Here is a 17,551-nt window from a genome sequence, read left to right on the forward strand (position 1 = left end):
ACACCTGAAAGGACCACGCATGGGCATCGAGGAGAAGCTCCCGGCAGGGTTCGGACTCACCACCGTCGAGGCCGTCGCCGGGTTCGCCCGCGCGAACTCGCAGTGGCCGGTCACCATGGGCCTGGCCTGCTGCGCCATCGAGATGATGGCCGCCGGCACGCCCCGGTTCGACATGGCCCGCTTCGGCCTGGAGGTCTTCCGCGCCTCGCCCCGCCACGCCGACGTGATGATCGTGTCGGGCCGCGTGAGCCACAAGATGGCCCCGGTCGTGCGCAACGTCTACGACCAGATGTCGGACCCCAAGTGGGTCATCTCGATGGGCGTGTGCGCCTCCTCGGGCGGCATGTTCAACAACTACGCCATCGTCCAGGGCTGCGACCACATCGTCCCGGTCGACATCTACCTGCCCGGGTGCCCGCCGCGCCCCGAGATGCTCATCAACGCCATCCTCGAGCTGCGCGAGCAGGTCAAGAAGGCGCCGCTGGGCGTCAACCGCGTCGAGGCCGCCCGTGCGGCCGAGCGCGCCGCCCTCGGTGCCACCCCCACGCACGAGATGAAGGGGCTGCTGGCGTGAACGAGATCGACCCCGGCGGGGATGTCACCGCCCCCGGCCCGGAGGGCCGCACCGAGCTCGACGTCGTGGCCGTGCGCCGCGGCCAGTTCGGCGTGCACGGCTCCGGCGACACCTCCGGCTTCGGCGGCCTCGTCGTCGCCATCAGCGAGCCCCCGGAGGCCGAGCGGCCCTACGGCGGCTGGTTCGACGAGGTCGTCGACGTGCTCCGCGAGGTGCTGGCCGACCAGGGCATCGATCCCGACGCCGCCATCGAGCGCGTCGTCGTCGACCGCGGCGAGCTCACGTTGCAGATCGCCGGCGAGCACCTCGTGGCCGTGTGCCAGGCGCTGCGCGACGACCAGGACCTGCGCTTCGAGCTGTGCCTGGGCGTGTCCGGCCTGCACCTGCCCGAGCACACCGGGCGCGAGCTGCACGCCTCGTACCACCTGTACTCGATCACGCACAACCGCCAGCTCGTGCTCGAGGCGACCTGCCCCGACGCCCACCCGCACCTGCCGTCGGTCGTCTCCGTCTACCCCGGCAACGACTGGCACGAGCGCGAGACCTTCGACCTGTTCGGGATCGTCTTCGACGGCCACCCCGCGCTGGCGCGCATGTTCATGCCCGACGACTGGGTGGGGCACCCGCAGCGCAAGGACTACCCCCTCGGCGGCATCCCGGTGGAGTACAAGGGCGCCACCGTCCCGCCGCCCGACACCCGGAGGTCGTACAGCTGATGGCCGCCCCCACCACCCCCGCCGCCCCCGGCCCCGCCCTCGGGGACGAGGAGCCGGACTTCATCGCCGACGGCGGCGACTGGTCCGACATCGCCGCCGAGGCCGAGCGCCTCGGCGAGGAGCGCATCGTCGTCAACATGGGCCCGGTGCACCCCTCCACGCACGGCGTGCTCCGCCTCATCCTCGAGATCGACGGCGAGACCGTGCACGAGGTCCGCGTCGGCCTCGGCTACCTCCACACGGGCATCGAGAAGAACATGGAGTTCCGCACCTGGACCCAGGGCGTGACCTTCTGTACCCGGATGGACTACGTCGCCCCCTTCTTCCAGGAGGTCGCCTACTGCCTGGCGGTGGAGAAGCTGCTCGGCGTCACCGACCAGGTCCCGGCGCGGGCCAACCAGATCCGGGTCCTGCTCATGGAGCTCAACCGGATCAGCTCCCACCTCATCGCCCTGGGCACCGCCGGCAACGAGCTCGGCGCCACCACGCTGATGACCCTCGGCTTCCGCGGCCGCGAGAACGTCCTCGACATCTTTGAGCGCGTCTCCGGCCTGCGGATGAACCACGCCTACATCCGCCCCGGCGGGGTCGCCCAGGACCTGCCGCCCGGGACCGTCCAGTTCGTCCGCGAGCGCCTGGCCGACATCCGGCTCTCGGTCGTGGAGATGATGAAGCTGGCGATGGAGAACCCGCTGTTCAAGCTGCGCCACGTCGGCGTCGGCGTGATCTCCCTGTCCGGCGCCCTGGCGCTGGGCCTGACCGGTCCGTGCCTGCGCGCCGCCGGCCTCCCGCTGGACATGCGTAAGTCCCAGCCGTACTGCGACTACGAGACCTACGAGTTCAACGTCCCCACACGCGAGAGGTCCGACGCCTACAACCGCGTCGCCGTCCGCTTCGACGAGTGCTTCGAGTCGCTGCGCATCGTCCTGCAGGTCCTCGACCGGCTCGAGGCCTCCGAGGGCGAGCCCACGATGGTCGCCGACAAGAAGATCGCCTGGCCCGCCCAGCTCTCCGTGGGCACCGACGGCCAGGGCAACAGCCTCGACCACATCCGCCACATCATGGGCGAGTCGATGGAGTCCCTCATCCACCACTTCAAGCTCGTCACCGAGGGCTTCCGGGTCCCGCCGGGCCAGGTGCACCAGACGGTCGAGCACGCCAAGGGCATCATGGGCGTCCACCTCGCCTCCGACGGCGGTACGCGCCCCTACCGGGCGCACTTCCGCGACCCCTCGTACTCCAACCTGCAGTCGATGTCCCTGATGAGCGAGGGCGGCCAGCTGGCCGACGTGGTGGTCATCCTCGCCTCGCTCGACCCCGTCCTCGGAGGAGTGGACCGATGACCGAGCAGCTCTACGCCGACGACGTCGAGACCGCCCTGCGGGCGGACATCGCCGCGATCGTCGCCCGCTACCCGCAGCCGCGCTCCGCGCTGCTGCCCATGCTGCACCTCGTGCAGTCCGTCGACGGCTACGTCTCCGCCCGCGGCATCGCCCTGTGCGCCGACGCGCTGTCGATCACCCGCGCGGAGGTCTCCGCGGTGGCCACCTTCTACAGCCAGTACAAGCGCCACCCCAACGGCGAGTACAACGTGGGCGTCTGCACCAACGCGCTGTGCGCGGTCATGGGCGGGGACCAGATCTTCGAGACCCTCTCCGACCACCTCGGCGTCGGCCACGACGAGACCACCCCCGACGGGCGCATCACCCTCGAGGAGCTCGAGTGCAACGCGGCCTGCGACTACGCGCCGGTCGTCATGGTCAACTGGGAGTTCTTCGACAACCAGACCCCGGCCTCGGCCACCGCGCTGGTCGACGACATCGCCGCCGGCACCCCCGTGCACCCCACGCGCGGGGCGACCACCGTGGGGACCTTCAAGGAGATCTCCCGTGTCCTGGCGGGCTTCGAGGACGGCCGCGCCGACGAGGGCGTGGGCGCCGGCGAGGCCTCGCTGCTCGGCCTGCGCCTGGCCCGGGACAAGGACTGGCGGGCCCCCCACGTGGAGGGCACCCAGGGGCAGGGCGCCCCGATCGCCGAGGCCGCCGGCGTCGCGCCGGTGGGCGAGGCGGGATCGAGCGCGGAGCACCCCTCGCCCACGCCCGGCGAGGCCGAGCCCCACCGCGCGCGGGACGCCATCGGCGACGCGACGACCGAGGAGGACAAGTGACACTGACCAGCCCCGGCACCCTCACGCCGGTCCTCTCCGACCTGTGGGACGTCCCGCGCTCCTGGACCCTCGACGTCTACCGCGAGCACGGCGGCTACGAGGGCTGGGCCAAGGCCCTGACGATGGCCCCGGCCGACGTCGTCGACCTGGTCAAGTCCTCCGGCCTGCGCGGCCGCGGCGGCGCCGGCTTCCCCACCGGGCTCAAGTGGTCCTTCCTGCCGCCGGCCGACGGCGGCCCCCGCTACCTCGTGGTCAACGCGGACGAGTCCGAGCCCGGGACCTGCAAGGACATCCCGCTCATGCTGGCCAACCCGCACGTGCTCATCGAGGGCATGGCCATCACCAGCTGGGCGATCGGCGGCGAGCACGCCTTCATCTACCTGCGCGGCGAGACCGTGCATGTCTACCGGCGGCTCCTGGCCGCGGTGCGCGAGGCCCGCGAGGCCGGGCTCATCGGCCGCGGCATCGGCCCCGACGGCGCGTACAACCTCGAGATCACCGTGCACGCCGGCGCCGGCGCCTACATCTGCGGGGAGGAGACGGCGCTGCTGGACTCCCTGGAGGGCCTGCGCGGCCAGCCCCGCCTCAAGCCGCCCTTCCCGGCGGTCGCGGGCCTGTACGCCCGTCCCACGGTGGTCAACAACGTCGAGTCGATCGCCTCGGTGCCCGGCATCCTCGCCCACGGCCAGGACTGGTTCACCGCGATGGGCACCGAGAAGTCGGCCGGCCACGGCCTGTTCTCCGTGTCCGGGCACGTCAACAACCCCGGGCAGTTCGAGGCGCCCTTCGGCATCACCATGCGCGAGCTGATCGAGATGGCCGGCGGCGTGCGCGACGGCCACCGCCTCAAGTTCTGGACCCCGGGCGGGTCCTCGACGCCGATCCTCACCGACGAGCACCTCGACGTGCCGCTGGACTACGAGTCCGTCGGCGCGGCCGGGTCGATGCTCGCGACCCGCGCGCTCATGGTCTTCGACGAGACCGTCTCGGTGGTCCGCGTCATCTCGAAGTGGACGGACTTCTACCAGCACGAGTCCTGCGGCAAGTGCACGCCCTGCCGCGAGGGCACGTTCTGGATGAAGCAGGTCATGCACCGCCTGGAGGACGGGCGCGGCCTGCCCTCCGACGTCGACCTGCTGCTCGAGGTCTCCGCGAACATCGCCGGCCGCTCCTTCTGCGCCCTCGGCGACGCGTCGGCCACCCCCATCCAGTCCGGCATCGCCCACTTCCGCGAGGAGTTCGAGGCCGGCTGCCACACGCCCGCACGGGAGCTGTTCCCCTACGAGGCGTCGGCGATCTTCCACGAGGCAGGTGTGCGATGACCCAGACCGAGGAGCGGACCGCGCCCGCGGCCCCCGAGCTCGTCACGGCGACGATCGACGGCCGCGAGGTGTCGGTCCCCAAGGGGACCCTCATCATCCGGGCCGCCGAGCAGGTCGGCATCCAGGTGCCCCGGTTCTGCGACCACCCCCTGCTCAAGCCGGCCGGTGCCTGCCGCCAGTGCCTGGTCGACGTCTCGATGCCCGACCGCGAGGGCAACCTCCGGGCGATGCCCAAGCCGCAGGCCTCCTGCACGATGGAGGTCACCCCCGGCATGGTGGTGGCCACGCAGCACACCTCCGAGGTCGCGGACAAGGCGCAGCACGGGATCATGGAGTTCCTGCTCATCAACCACCCGCTGGACTGCCCGGTGTGCGACAAGGGCGGCGAGTGCCCCCTGCAGAACCAGGCGATGAGCAACGGCCGCGCCGAGTCCCGGTTCGTCGACGTCAAGCGGACCTTCCCCAAGCCGATCGCGATCTCCACCCAGATCCTGCTCGACCGCGACCGCTGCATCCTGTGCCAGCGCTGCACCCGGTTCTCCTCCGAGATCGCCGGCGACGCCTTCATCGCGCTGCAGGGCCGCGGCGGCGGCACGCCCGGGCGGGACGTGCACGCGCTCAACGGTTCGCAGGTCGGCACCTTCGACGCCGACGTCCTCGGCTTCGACGACGCCGGCCTGCCCGACGCGGTCGGCGTGGGGATCGCCGGCCCCGACGGTGTCCCGGGCCTGAGCGCCGGGCACGCCACGGCACCGGTCGGCACGGCCGAGGCCGACACCTCGGGCCGCCCGTTCACCTCCTACTTCTCGGGCAACACCATCCAGATCTGCCCGGTCGGCGCGCTGACCTCGGCGATGTACCGCTTCCGCTCGCGCCCCTTCGACCTCGTCTCGACCCCGTCGATCGCCGAGCACGACGCCGGCGGCTCGGCCATCCGCGTCGACCACCGCCGCGGCGCCGTCGTGCGCCGCCTGGCCGGCAACGACCCCGAGGTCAACGAGGAGTGGATCACCGACAAGGACCGCTTCGCCTACCACTGGCAGGACGCGCCGGACCGCCTGCGGATGCCGCTCGTGCGCGACCAGGCCACCGGCGAGATGCAGGAGACCAGCTGGTCGGAGGCCCTCGCGGTCGCCGGCGCCGAGCTGGCCCGGGCCCGCGACGCCGGCGGCGTCGGCGTACTGCCCGGCGGCCGCCTCACCCTCGAGGACTCCTACGCCTGGTCGAAGTTCGCCCGCACGGTGCTGCGCACCAACGACGTCGACCACCGCGCCCGCCCGCACAGCGCCGAGGAGGCCGACTTCCTCGCCTCCGAGGTCGCCGCGACCGGCCTGGGCGTGACCTACGGCGACATCGAGCGCGCCGGCCGGGTCCTGCTCGTGGCCCTCGAGCCCGAGGAGGAGTGCGGCACGATCTTCCTGCGCCTGCGCAAGGGCGTACTCGCCGGCTCGGTGCGCGTGAGCACCCTGGCGCCGATGGCCACCCGGGGCGCCACCAAGATGCGCGCCGACCTCGTCGAGGTCGTCCCCGGCGGGGAGGCCGCCGCGCTCGACGCCCTCGACCAGGCCCTGGTCGAGGAGCTCTCGGCGCCCGGCGCCGTCGTCCTGGTGGGGGAGCGGGCCGCGGCCCTGCCCGGCACGCTCAGCGCCGTCACCCGGCTGGCCCGCCGCACCGGGGCACGCGTGGCCTGGGTGCCGCGCCGCGCCGGTGAGCGTGGCGCCGTCGACGCCGGGCTGCTGCCCAACCTGCTGCCCGGCGGCCGCCCGGTGGCCGACCCGGCCGCCCGCGCCGACGCCGGGGCCGTGTGGGGGATCGACGCCCTGCCCGAGCAGCCGGGGCGCGCGCACCGCGAGATCCTGCTCGCCGCCGCGGCCGGGGAGCTGACCGGCCTGCTCATCGGCGGCGTGGAGACCCTCGACATGATGGACCCGGCCGCCGCGATGCGCGCCATCGGCCAGGTCGACGTCCTCGTCCAGCTCGAGGTGCGGCGCAACGCTATCTCCGAGCTGGCCGACGTCGTCCTGCCCGTGGCCCCGCCCGTGGAGAAGGCCGGCTCCTTCGTCAGCTGGGAGGGGCGCGTGCGTCCCTTCGGCCAGGTCCTCACCTCGCACGCCCTGTCCGACCGCGTCGTCCTGCGGGACATCGCCCGGGAGATGGGGCGCGACCTGGGGCTCGCCACGCTGGCCGAGCTGCACGCCGAGCTCGCCGAGCTCGACCCCTGGGACGGTCCGGTCACCGCCCCCGCGACCGGGCCCGGACCGGTGCCCGCGCCGGGGCAGGGCCAGGCCGTGCTCGCCTCCTGGAAGCTGCAGCTCGACGCGGGCCGCGGCCAGGACGGCGAGCCGCACCTGGCCGGCACCGCGCACCGGCCCGTCGTGCGCCTGTCGCCGACCACCGCCGCCGCGCTCGGCGCCGTCGACGGCGGGCGGGTGCGCGTGACCGGCCCGACCGGCTCCCTCACCCTGCCGCTGACGGTCACCCGGATGGCCGACGGCGTCGTGTGGGTGCCCGAGAACTCCCCGGGCAGCGCCGTGCGCGCCCAGACCGGGGCGGGCGTGGGCACCCTCGTCACCGTCAGCAACGCGGAGGTTTCCCGGTGATCACCGTCCTGTCGACGTCGACGGCGCTGCCGACGGCGGACTTCTCCCACGACACCTGGTGGATCTCGCTCATCAAGGCCGTCGTGCTCATCCTCCTGCTCATCCTCGGCGTGCTCATGGTGCTGTGGGTCGAGCGGCGCGGGCTGGGCAAGATGCAGACCCGTGAGGGCCCCAACGTGCTCGGGCCCTGGGGCCTGTTCCAGGCGATCGCCGACGCGCTCAAGCTGGTCCTCAAGGAGGACATCCAGCTCAAGGGCGCCGACCGGGTGCTGTACATGCTCGCGCCCGGCATCGCCGCGTTCTGCGCGTTCCTGGTCTTCGCGGTCATCCCCATGGGCCCGGCCATCACCAACGGCGCCGACCCCACGTGGTGGACGCCCATGCAGCTGACCGACGTCCCCGTCGCGGTGCTCTACATCCTGGCGATCACCGCCCTGGGCGTGTACGGCATCGTGCTCGGCGGCTGGTCCTCGAACTCGACCTACCCGCTGCTGGGCGCCGTGCGCTCCTCGGCCCAGGTCATCTCCTACGAGCTGTCGATGGGCCTCGCCCTGGTCTCGGTCTTCCTCGTGTCCGGATCGATGGCCACCTCGCAGATCGTCGACGCCCAGACGAACATCTGGTGGGCCGTCTCCCTGCTGCCGGCCTTCGTCATCTACGTCATCTCGATGGTCGCCGAGGTCAACCGGCTCCCCTTCGACCTGCCCGAGGCCGAGGGCGAGCTCGTGGCCGGGCACTCCATCGAGTTCTCCTCGATGAAGTTCGCCTGGTTCTACCTGGCCGAGTACATCAACATGTTCAACGTCTCGGCCGTGGCGACCACCCTGTTCCTCGGCGGCTGGCGGATCCCGTTCCTCTCGGACCACATCGTGTGGTGGGCCGCCCCGATCGTCGGCTTCCTCGTCTTCTGGCTCAAGGTCTGGGCCTGCATGTTCGTCATGATCTGGATGCGCGGCACCCTGCTGCGCGTGCGCTACGACCAGCTGATGAACCTCGGCTGGAAGGTCCTCATCCCGGCCGCACTGGTCTGGCTCGTGGCCGTGGCGATCATCCAGGGCGTGCGCCAGTTCTCCGACCTCGAGCTGTGGCAGCTGCTGGCCGTCATCGCCGGCCTGCTGCTGGTCGTCATGATCATCACCTTCCTCGTGCCCGAGAGGAAGGAGCCCGACGACGCCGAGAAGGAACCGGAACCGTTCGAGCCGTTCGCCGAGGGCTACCCGGTCCCGCCGCTGCCCGGGCAGACCCTGCCGCCCTCGCCGCGCGCCGGCCGGCCGCGCGCCGGGGCCGCCGACCCGGTCGCCGCCACGAGCGCCCGCGCCGGGGCCGCCGACACCGACACCGCCACCGACGCCACCACCGAGGAGGCCTGACATGGCAGACGACGACAAGCGCTCCGAGGTGAGCCGCCGCATCACGGCCGACGACGTGGTCGTGCGCAACGGCGAGGAGGAGATCCGCCTCGCCCCCGACGTCCCCGGCCCGGTCGGCTCCCTGCTGGCACCCGTGGCGGGCTTCGGCGTGACCATCGCGTCGATGTTCAAGCCCTCCCGCACGGTCCAGTACCCGTTCGAGAAGCCCCCGACGCAGCCGCGCTACCACGGCCGGCACCTGCTCAACCGCTACGCCGACGGCCTGGAGAAATGCATCGGCTGCGAGCTGTGCGCCTGGGCGTGCCCGGCCGACGCCATCTACGTCGAGGCCGCCGCCAACGGCGCGGAGGGGCAGTACTCGCCCGGCGAGCGCTACGGCCGCGTGTACCAGATCAACTACCTGCGCTGCATCTTCTGCGGGTACTGCATCGAGGCCTGCCCGACGCGCGCCCTGACGATGTCCAACGACTTCGAGCTCGCCGGTCCCACCCGCGAGGGCCTCATCTACGAGAAGGGCGACCTGCTCGCCCCGCTCGGCGACGGCATGCTCGCCGCCCCGCACCCCATGGTCGAGGGCACCACCGACGCCGACTACTACCGCGGCGAGGTCACCGGCCCCACCCAGGCGCAGGTCGACTGGGTCGCCGAGCACCGTCCCGACGACGAGACCCTGCCCGCCGCGCGCGAGCACCTCGCCACCACCTCGAGCCAGGGGAGCACGCGATGAGCCCGAGCCTGGTCACCTCGGTCGAGGGCCAGATCGGCACCGGCGAGACCACCCTGTTCTGGGTGCTCGCCATCGTCATGGTCATCGCCTCGAGCGGGCTGCTGTTTGCCCGCCGCGCCGTCTACGCCGCGGTCTCGCTCATCCTCGTGATGATCTGCCTGGCCTTCATGTACACCGCGCAGGGGGCGCCCTTCCTCGGCGTCGTCCAGGTCGTGGTCTACACCGGCGCGATCATGATGCTCTTCCTCTTCGTCCTCATGCTCGTCGGCGTCGACGCCGCGGACTCCCTGCACGAGACGATCCGGAACCAGCGCTGGGTCGCCGTCGTGGCCGGCCTGGGCCTGCTCGTGGTCCTCGTCGGCGTCGGGATCCAGGCGGTCGGGCTGCGCGACAGCGTCGGCCTGGCCCTGGCCAACGCCGACTCCAACCCGGTCGGCGTCGCCCGCGTGCTGTTCGGCGACTTCGTGCTGACGATGGAGCTGACCGGCGCGCTGCTCATCACCGCCGCCCTCGGCGCGGTCGTGCTCACGCACCGTGAGCGCCTCAGCCCCAAGGTCACGCAGGTCGAGGTGGCCGCCGAGAAGATGAAGGCCTTCAAGGAGAGCGGCGGCCGCCTCGGCCAGCTCCCCTCGCCGGGTGTCTACGCCCGCTCCAACGCCGCGGACCTGCCCGCCCTGTCCGCCACCGGCGAGCCGATCGTCACCTCCGTGCCGCGCGTGCTGCGCGTGCGCGGCCAGGAGCGCACGATCGGCGAGGTCAGCCCCGAGACCGTGGCGGCCGTGGCCCGCTCGAAGGCCGACCCCGCACGCGGTCTGCACGGCGGCGAGGCCTCCCGCGCCGTCGAGCAGTCAGGTCTGGCCGCCATGCCGGGCGAGCCCGCCCCGGTCCCGCTCGTGCCCGGCTCCCCGGGACGCGCGATCGGCGCGCGCCGCCAGGCCGCCGCCGTCGAGGCCCCGCCCACCGAGAACACCGCCGAGGACGACCGATGAACCCGATGAACTACGTGGTGCTCGCCGGCATCCTCTTCGCCGTCGGCGCCACGGCGGTGCTGACGCGCCGCAACGCGATCGTCCAGCTCATGGGCGTCGAGCTCATGCTCAACTCCGCCAACCTCGTGCTCATCACCTTCGCGCGCGTGCACGGCAACCTGGCCGGCCAGGTCGGCGCGTTCTTCGTCATGGTCGTCGCCGCCGCGGAGGTCGTGGTCGGGCTGGCGATCATCGTGTCCGTGTTCCGTACCCGTCGCTCCGCCTCGGTCGACGACGTCAACCTGCTGAAGAGCTGAAGGGAGCAGGAGTGAACGTCCCGACCCTCGTCGCCGCCTCCGACGTCGTCGCGCCCGTGGCCGCCGACGGACCCGCGAACCTCGCGTGGCTGCTCGTCGCCGTCCCCCTGGCCGGAGCCGCGATCCTGCTGCTGGCCGGCAAGGCCGCCGACGCCTGGGGCCACTGGCTCGGCGTGCTGGCCTCGGCCGCCGCCTTCGTCGTCGCCGCCTGGATCGCCATCGACATGATCGGCCGCGACGCGTCCGAGCGCGTGATGGACCTGCACCTGTACGACCTGCTGCCCGCGGGGACCCTCGACGTCGCCCTGGGCCTGCGGGTCGACCCCCTGTCGATCACCTTCGTGCTGCTGGTGACGCTGGTGGGCACGCTCATCCACGTCTACGCCGTCGCCTACATGTCCCACGACCGTGCGCGGCGCCGGTTCTTCGCCTACCTCAACCTCTTCGTCGCGGCGATGCTCCTGCTCGTCCTGGGCAACAGCTACCTCGTGCTGTTCGTCGGCTGGGAGGGCGTGGGCCTGGCGTCCTACCTGCTCATCGGGTTCTGGAACCACGTCCCCGAGTACGCGGTGGCCGCCAAGAAGGCGTTCATCATGAACCGCGTCGGCGACATGGGCCTGCTCATGGCCATGGCGGCGATGTTCGCCGGCCTGGGCACCGTCAGCTTCGCCGGGGTCGCCGAGGCCGCCCCGGCCGCCTCGACCGGCCTGCTCACCGTCGTCGGCCTGCTCCTCCTGCTCGCGGCCTGCGGCAAGTCCGCGCAGTTCCCCCTGCAGGCGTGGCTCGGCGACGCGATGGCCGGCCCCACCCCGGTCTCCGCCCTCATCCACGCCGCCACGATGGTCACCGCCGGCGTGTACCTCGTGGTGCGCTCGGGCCCGATCTTCGACCTCACCCCCGACGCGCGGATGGTCGTCGCGGTCGTCGGCGCGATCACCCTGCTGTTCGGGGCGATCGTCGGCTGCGCGAAGGACGACCTGAAGAAGGTCCTCGCCGCCTCGACGATGTCCCAGATCGGCTACATGATCCTCGCCGCCGGCCTGGGCCCGATCGGCTACGCCTTCGCGATCTTCCACCTGGTGACCCACGGCTTCTTCAAGGCCGGGATGTTCCTCGGGGCGGGCTCGGTCATGCACTCGATGGGCGACCAGGTCGACATGCGCCGCTTCGGTGGTCTGTCGAAGGTCATGCCGATCACGTGGATCACGTTCGGCCTGGGCTGGCTGGCGATCCTCGGCATCCCGCCGTTCTCCGGCTTCTGGTCGAAGGACAAGATCATCGAGACCGCCTTCGTCCCGCAGGACGGGCACGCCGGCTGGGAGCCCTGGGTCTTCGGCCTGGTCACGCTCGTCGGCGCGGGCATCACCGCCTTCTACATGTCGCGGCTGTTCTTCATGACCTTCCACGGGAAGCGCCGCTGGACGACGAAGGAGGAGGGCGCCGAGGTCCACCCCCACGAGTCGCCGTGGCTGATGACCCTGCCGATGATCGTGCTGGCCGTCGGGTCGGTCGCGCTGGGCTTCGTGCTCCAGCTCGGCGGCGGCTTCGTCACCTGGCTCGAGCCGGTGACCGGCCACCACGCGCACGACGAGCCGGTCCTGCCGATCCCGGTGATCATGGGCGCGACGATCGCGATCGTCGTCCTCGGTGCCCTGCTCGCCTGGTCGCTGTTCGCCCGGCGCGAGGTCCCCACCACCGCCCCGGCGGCGGGCGTGCTCGTCACCGCCGCACGCAACGACCTGTACCAGGACGCGGTCAACGAGGGCGTGTTCATGCGCCCGGGCCAGCAGCTCACCCGCGGGCTGGTGGAGACCGACGAGAAGGCCGTCGACGGGGCCGTCATGGGCCTGGCGGGCTCCACCGCCGGCCTGGGGAGGCTGCTCGGCAGGCTCCAGAACGGTTTCGTCCGCTCGTACGCCGCACTGATGATGGCCGGCACCGTGATCGCGCTGCTCGCCGTCGTGGCCTGGCGTCTGTAGAGCCAGGGAAGAGGAAGAGAACCTGTGAACACCGCAACCCTCCCGTGGCTCACCCTGCTGGTGGCCGTCCCGGTCGTCGCCGGTGCGCTGCTGCTCGTCCCGGGCCTGCGCCGGCTCGCCCGGCCGCTCGGCCTGGGCGTGAGCCTGATCGTGCTGGTCGGCGCCGTCGCCGCGACCGTCACCGACTTCGACCTCGGCGCCGCCGGTGAGCACCAGCTCACCGAGCAGGTCTCCTGGATCCCGCAGATCGGCGTGTCCTGGGCGCTCGGCATCGACGGCCTCGGCCTGGCGATGGTGCTGCTCACCGCGTTCCTCGTGCCGCTGGTCCTGCTCTCCGGCGTCCCGGTCCGCAGAGGGGACGACGCGGCGACGACCGAGCGCCGCGAGGCGACCTACGTCGCGCTCGTCCTCATGCTCGAGGGCATCCTCGTGGCGGTCTTCGCCGCGCGCGACGTCTTCCTGTTCTACGTGCTCTTCGAGGCGATGCTGCTGCCGATCTTCCTCCTGGTGGGGATGTACGGCGGGCCCCGACGCCGCGCGGCCGCGATCAAGTTCCTGCTCTACTCGCTGGCCGGCGGGCTCGTCATGCTCGCGGGCGTGGTGGCCCTCTACCTCCAGGGCCCCCGCGGCGCCGAGGGCTTCCTCGTGGACAACCTGGTCGGCACGGTCGCGGGGGACTCGCTGACCGGCCGGCTCATCTTCCTCAGCTTCCTCGTCGCCTTCGCCATCAAGGCCCCGATGGTGCCGGTGCACACCTGGCTGCCGGACACCGCCGAGCAGTCCCCGGCCGGGGTCTCGACCCTGCTCGTGGGCGTCATGGACAAGGTCGGCACCTTCGGCATGATCGCGCTGCTGCTGACGATCTTCCCCGAGCAGGTGGCCTGGGCCGCTCCGGTGATGATCGTCCTCGCGATCGTCTCGATCCTCTACGGCGCCTTCCTCGCGCTGGGCCAGCAGGACATCATGCGGCTCGTCGCCTTCACCTCGGTCTCGCACTTCGGGTTCATCGTCCTCGGCGTGTTCGTCGGCTCCGAGGTGGCCCTGACCGGCGCGATGTTCTACATGGTCGCCCACGGCCTGTCCACGGCCGGCATGTTCCTCGGCTCGGAATACCTCGTGCGGCGCCGCGGCTCGCAGCGCATCGGCGACTTCGGCGGGTACCAGCGGGTCGTCCCGGTCCTGGCCGGGACCTGGCTCGTCGTCGCCCTGGCCTCCATCGCCCTGCCCGGCCTGTCCGGCTTCTGGGGCGAGTACATGGTGCTGCTCGGCACCTTCGAGGTCAGCTGGGTGGCCGCCGCCTTCGCCGTGCTCGGCGTCGTGCTCGCCGCCCTGTACGTCCTCATGCCCTACCAGCGGATCTTCACCGGCCCCGCGCCGATCACCCCCGCCGATGCCGACGCTCTCGCCGGGGAGCACGCCGCGACCGGCGCGGACGCGACCGGCGGGGACACCTCCGTCGGGGCCGCCGCCGCGGGAACCGGCACCGGCACGGGCACGGGCGCCGGCACCGCGACGGCGGTGCGCCGCCGCGCGGCGCGGGCCACCGAGCTGCGCGACCTCGACGCCCGCGAGCGCACCGTCATGGGCACGCTCGTCGCGGCGATGCTCGTCCTGGGGCTCTACCCGGCCCCCGTCGTCGAGCTCCTCCAGCCGGTGGCCGAGACCTCCGTGGTCGCCTCGGCGGAGGAGGGCTCGCCCGCCGCCGGTGACGCCGACGGCACCTCCGCGCCCCTGTCCAGCCCGATCACGACCGTGGGGAGCGCCCTGTGACCGCCGCCCTTGCCGCGACCGCCTTCGTCGCACCGACCATCTCGTGGGCCCCGCTCGTCCCGGTCCTCGTCGTCGGCGGTGCGGCCGTCATCGGCGTCCTGCTCGAGGCCTTCGTCCCGCGCCAGGTCCGCCGCACCGTCCAGGTGCCCTTCGCCCTGGTCGCGGTCGCCGGCGGGCTCGTCACCGTCGTCTGGCGCCTCGCCGAGCTGTGGGGGGAGGAGGGCAGCGCCCCGTCCAACGTCGTCGCCTCGGGCGCCTACGTCGAGGACCTGCCCTCGCTGGCGATCCAGGCGGTGCTGCTGATCGCCTCCCTGCTCGCGCTTCTGGTGATGGCCGACCGCACCGAGGTCCTTGACGGCGCCTTCGCGCCCCAGGCCGCGGCCCGGCCCGGCTCCGCCGAGAGCGACGCCGCCACCCGCGCGGGACTGGTCCAGACCGAGATCTTCCCGCTCACCCTGTTCTCGCTGACCGGCATGATGGTCTTCCCCGCGGCCGGCGACCTCATCACCCTGTTCGTCGCCCTCGAGGTGCTCTCGCTGCCGCTGTACGTCCTCGCGGCCACCGCCCGCCGGCACCGCCTGCTCTCGCAGGAGGCGGCGGTGAAGTACTTCATCCTCGGCGCGTTCGCCTCGGCGTTCTTCCTCATGGGCATCGCCCTGCTGTTCGGCTTCGCCGGTTCCTTCCGGCTGGCGGACATCGCCGCCGCGGTGGGCACCACGACGGGCCTGGACTCGCTGCTGCTGCCCGGCGTCGTGCTCGTGCTCGTCGGCCTGCTGTTCAAGGTCGGCGCGGTGCCGTTCCACGCCTGGACGCCGGACGTCTACACCGGCGCCCCGACCCCGGTCACCGGCTTCATGGCGGCCGCCACCAAGATCGCCGCCTTCGGCGCGATGCTCCGCTTCGTCTACGTCGTCGCCCCGGACCTGGGCTGGGACCTCGAGCCGGTGGCCTGGACGATCATCATCCTCACCATGCTCGTCGGCACGGTCATGGGCCTCGTGCAGACCGACATCAAGCGGATGCTCGCGTACTCCTCGATCGCCCACGCCGGGTTCGTGCTCATCGGCGTGTTCTCGCTGACCGTGCAGGGCATCAGCTCGGTGATCTTCTACCTGCTGGCCTACGCGGTGGCCACGGTGGGTGCGTTCGCCCTGGTCACGCTCGTGCGCAACAAGGACGCCGGCGGCTCGATCACCGGTGAGGCCACCCGCCTGGACCAGTGGGCCGGGATCGGTCGCCGTCGCCCGTTCGTCGCGGTGGCGATGCTCATCTTCCTGCTGTCGTTCGCCGGCATCCCGCTCACCGGCGGGTTCGTGGGCAAGTTCGCGGTCTTCAGCGCCGGGATCGAGGGCGGTGGTGCCATCCTGGTGGTGCTGGCGGTGCTCTCCTCGGCGGTCACCGCGTTCTTCTACTTCCGGCTGGTGGTGCACATGTTCTTCGACGAGCCCGACGGCGAGGGCGTGACCGTGGTGGCCTCCGAGGGGATGACCCTCGTGGCCGTCATCGTCTGCGCCGTGGCCACCCTGGTCCTGGGCATCTACCCCGGCCCGGTCCTCGAGCTGCTCTCCGGGGCGACGGCGTTCGTCCTATGACGCGTCTCGAGCTGATCTCCGCGCGGCTGGAGGGACAGGTCAACCCCGTCCTGGCCGACGTCGAGGAGCGGCTGGCCGCGGCCGTGCGCGGCACCGACCGGCTGACCGAGGCACCGGCCTCGCACCTGTCCGACGCCGGCGGGAAGCGGCTGCGCCCCCTGCTCACCGTGCTCACCGCCCAGCTGGGCGACGGGGCCGGCGACGAGGTGGTGCGGGCCGCCGTCGCGGTCGAGCTCACCCACCTGGCGACCCTGTACCACGACGACATCATGGACTCCGCCGAGGTGCGCCGCGGGGTGCCCGCCGCGCACCTGGTGTGGGGCAACAACGTCGCCATCCTCACCGGCGACCTGCTCTTCGCCCGGGCCTCCTCGCTGGTGGCCTCCCTCGGCGCGGAGGCCGTCGCCCTGCACGCGGCCACCTTCGAGCGGCTGTGCCTGGGCCAGCTGCACGAGACCGTGGGACCGGAGGAGGGGGTCGACGAGATCGAGCACTACCTCGAGGTCCTCGCCGACAAGACGGGCTCGCTCATCGCGGCCTCCGCCTACTACGGGGCCGAGTTCTCCGGGGCGGACACGGAGCTGCGGGACGCGGTGGCCAGCTTCGGGGAGAAGGTCGGCGTGGCCTTCCAGCTGGCCGACGACGTCATCGACGTCGCCTCGAACGCCGAGGAGTCCGGCAAGGTGCCCGGCACCGACCTGCGCGAGGGCGTGGCGACGATGCCGGTGCTGCTCCTACGCGCTCGGCGCGCGGCCGGGACCCTGGACGCCGACGGCGAGCGGGCCCTGGCCCTGCTGGAGTCCGACCTCTCGGGCGACGAGGCCCTGGCGGAGGCGGTGGCCGCGCTGCGGGCGCACGAGGTGCTCGCGGAGTCCCGCGACGTGGCGCGGCGGTGGGCCGACAGCGCCGTCGCCGACCTCGAGGTCCTGCCCGAGGGCGAGGTCCGCGACGCGCTCACCGAGCTCGCCACGATGCTCGTCGACCGGATCGGCTGACCGCGCCGGGGCCGGGCGAAGGGACCGCATGCCGTTCGAGAAGAAGTACAGCGACAAGCTGCGCGACGCCGCGGTCGCCCGCGTCGTCGAGCGGCGCCGCGCCGAGCCCGGCAACCGGTCGATCCTGCGCGAGGTGGCCGAGGAGATGGAGGTCGGCGAGCAGTCCCTGCGGCTGTGGGTCAAGCGGCTCGACGACGGCATGTTCGACGCCTCCGCCCGTACCAGCTGGCGTCAGGCGCCCAAGGACGAGCTCGTCGCCCGGATCGCCCAGCTCGAGGCCGAGCTGGCGACCGCGCGCGAGGAGATCGAGGTCCTCAAGCGGGCCTCGGCCATCTTCGCCGCCGAGATCGCCAAGCGCTGAGGGACGGCGCCACCCGCTCACCGCCTCCCGTCCGACATCTGGACTCGGCCCCTCGGTGCGCCTCCCGCCACCCGGGAGCCGGAGCAGACTGCG

General features: G+C 72.3%; 15 protein-coding genes. All 15 read left to right on the forward strand.

The window, feature by feature from the left end; genetic code table 11:
- Positions 1-19: 19 nt before the first annotated feature.
- From AC3D3D_RS11965 to AC3D3D_RS12035, 15 genes are read left to right on the forward strand one after another with little or no spacing between them, the layout of a single operon-like run.
- On the forward strand, positions 20-574 hold the full coding sequence (locus AC3D3D_RS11965; RefSeq protein ID WP_463661763.1) for a NuoB/complex I 20 kDa subunit family protein: 555 nt from the start codon (positions 20-22) through the stop codon (positions 572-574).
- On the forward strand, positions 571-1,290 hold the full coding sequence (locus AC3D3D_RS11970) for an NADH-quinone oxidoreductase subunit C (protein ID WP_463661762.1): 720 nt from the start codon (positions 571-573) through the stop codon (positions 1,288-1,290). The genes AC3D3D_RS11965 and AC3D3D_RS11970 overlap by 4 nt, the downstream gene beginning before the upstream one ends.
- On the forward strand, positions 1,290-2,633 hold the full coding sequence (locus tag AC3D3D_RS11975; protein ID WP_463661761.1) for an NADH-quinone oxidoreductase subunit D: 1,344 nt from the start codon (positions 1,290-1,292) through the stop codon (positions 2,631-2,633). The genes AC3D3D_RS11970 and AC3D3D_RS11975 overlap by 1 nt, the downstream gene beginning before the upstream one ends.
- Positions 2,630-3,457, forward strand: coding sequence for an NADH-quinone oxidoreductase subunit NuoE (gene nuoE / locus AC3D3D_RS11980; protein ID WP_463661760.1), 828 nt, complete (start codon positions 2,630-2,632; stop codon positions 3,455-3,457). The genes AC3D3D_RS11975 and nuoE overlap by 4 nt, the downstream gene beginning before the upstream one ends.
- On the forward strand, positions 3,454-4,779 hold the full coding sequence (nuoF, locus tag AC3D3D_RS11985; RefSeq protein WP_463661759.1) for an NADH-quinone oxidoreductase subunit NuoF: 1,326 nt from the start codon (positions 3,454-3,456) through the stop codon (positions 4,777-4,779). The genes nuoE and nuoF overlap by 4 nt, the downstream gene beginning before the upstream one ends.
- Entirely contained in the window at positions 4,776-7,379 is a 2,604-nt protein-coding gene (locus AC3D3D_RS11990) for an NADH-quinone oxidoreductase subunit G (protein WP_463661758.1), read from the forward strand. The genes nuoF and AC3D3D_RS11990 overlap by 4 nt, the downstream gene beginning before the upstream one ends.
- Positions 7,376-8,749, forward strand: a complete 1,374-nt coding sequence (gene nuoH, locus AC3D3D_RS11995; RefSeq protein WP_463661757.1) for an NADH-quinone oxidoreductase subunit NuoH — start codon at positions 7,376-7,378, stop codon at positions 8,747-8,749. Before AC3D3D_RS11990 ends, nuoH begins: the two co-directional genes overlap by 4 nt.
- A gap of 1 nt (position 8,750) precedes the next feature.
- The gene (gene nuoI, locus AC3D3D_RS12000) at positions 8,751-9,476 is read left to right on the forward strand and encodes an NADH-quinone oxidoreductase subunit NuoI (protein WP_463661756.1); all 726 of its coding nucleotides are present in this window, start codon (positions 8,751-8,753) and stop codon (positions 9,474-9,476) included.
- On the forward strand, positions 9,473-10,465 hold the full coding sequence (locus AC3D3D_RS12005) for an NADH-quinone oxidoreductase subunit J (protein ID WP_463661755.1): 993 nt from the start codon (positions 9,473-9,475) through the stop codon (positions 10,463-10,465). Before nuoI ends, AC3D3D_RS12005 begins: the two co-directional genes overlap by 4 nt.
- On the forward strand, positions 10,462-10,761 hold the full coding sequence (gene nuoK / locus AC3D3D_RS12010) for an NADH-quinone oxidoreductase subunit NuoK (RefSeq protein WP_463661754.1): 300 nt from the start codon (positions 10,462-10,464) through the stop codon (positions 10,759-10,761). The genes AC3D3D_RS12005 and nuoK overlap by 4 nt, the downstream gene beginning before the upstream one ends.
- A gap of 11 nt (positions 10,762-10,772) precedes the next feature.
- Positions 10,773-12,740: an NADH-quinone oxidoreductase subunit L gene (gene nuoL / locus AC3D3D_RS12015; RefSeq protein WP_463661753.1), complete on the forward strand. Its 1,968-nt coding sequence runs from the start codon at positions 10,773-10,775 to the stop codon at positions 12,738-12,740.
- 24 nt (positions 12,741-12,764) lie between these two features.
- Positions 12,765-14,510 (forward strand): complex I subunit 4 family protein, encoded by a 1,746-nt coding sequence (locus AC3D3D_RS12020; RefSeq protein ID WP_463661752.1) that lies wholly within the window; start codon positions 12,765-12,767, stop codon positions 14,508-14,510.
- The gene (gene nuoN, locus AC3D3D_RS12025; protein ID WP_463661751.1) at positions 14,507-16,102 is read left to right on the forward strand and encodes an NADH-quinone oxidoreductase subunit NuoN; all 1,596 of its coding nucleotides are present in this window, start codon (positions 14,507-14,509) and stop codon (positions 16,100-16,102) included. The genes AC3D3D_RS12020 and nuoN overlap by 4 nt, the downstream gene beginning before the upstream one ends.
- A complete protein-coding gene (locus AC3D3D_RS12030; RefSeq protein WP_463661750.1) occupies positions 16,099-17,097 on the forward strand; it encodes a polyprenyl synthetase family protein in 999 nt (332 codons plus the stop codon). Before nuoN ends, AC3D3D_RS12030 begins: the two co-directional genes overlap by 4 nt.
- 28 nt (positions 17,098-17,125) lie before the next feature.
- Complete coding sequence (locus AC3D3D_RS12035) at positions 17,126-17,458, forward strand: transposase (RefSeq protein ID WP_463661749.1); 333 nt, start codon at positions 17,126-17,128, stop codon at positions 17,456-17,458.
- Positions 17,459-17,551 lie beyond the last annotated feature (93 nt).

The sequence above is a fragment of the Georgenia sp. X1117 genome, assembly GCF_057784635.1.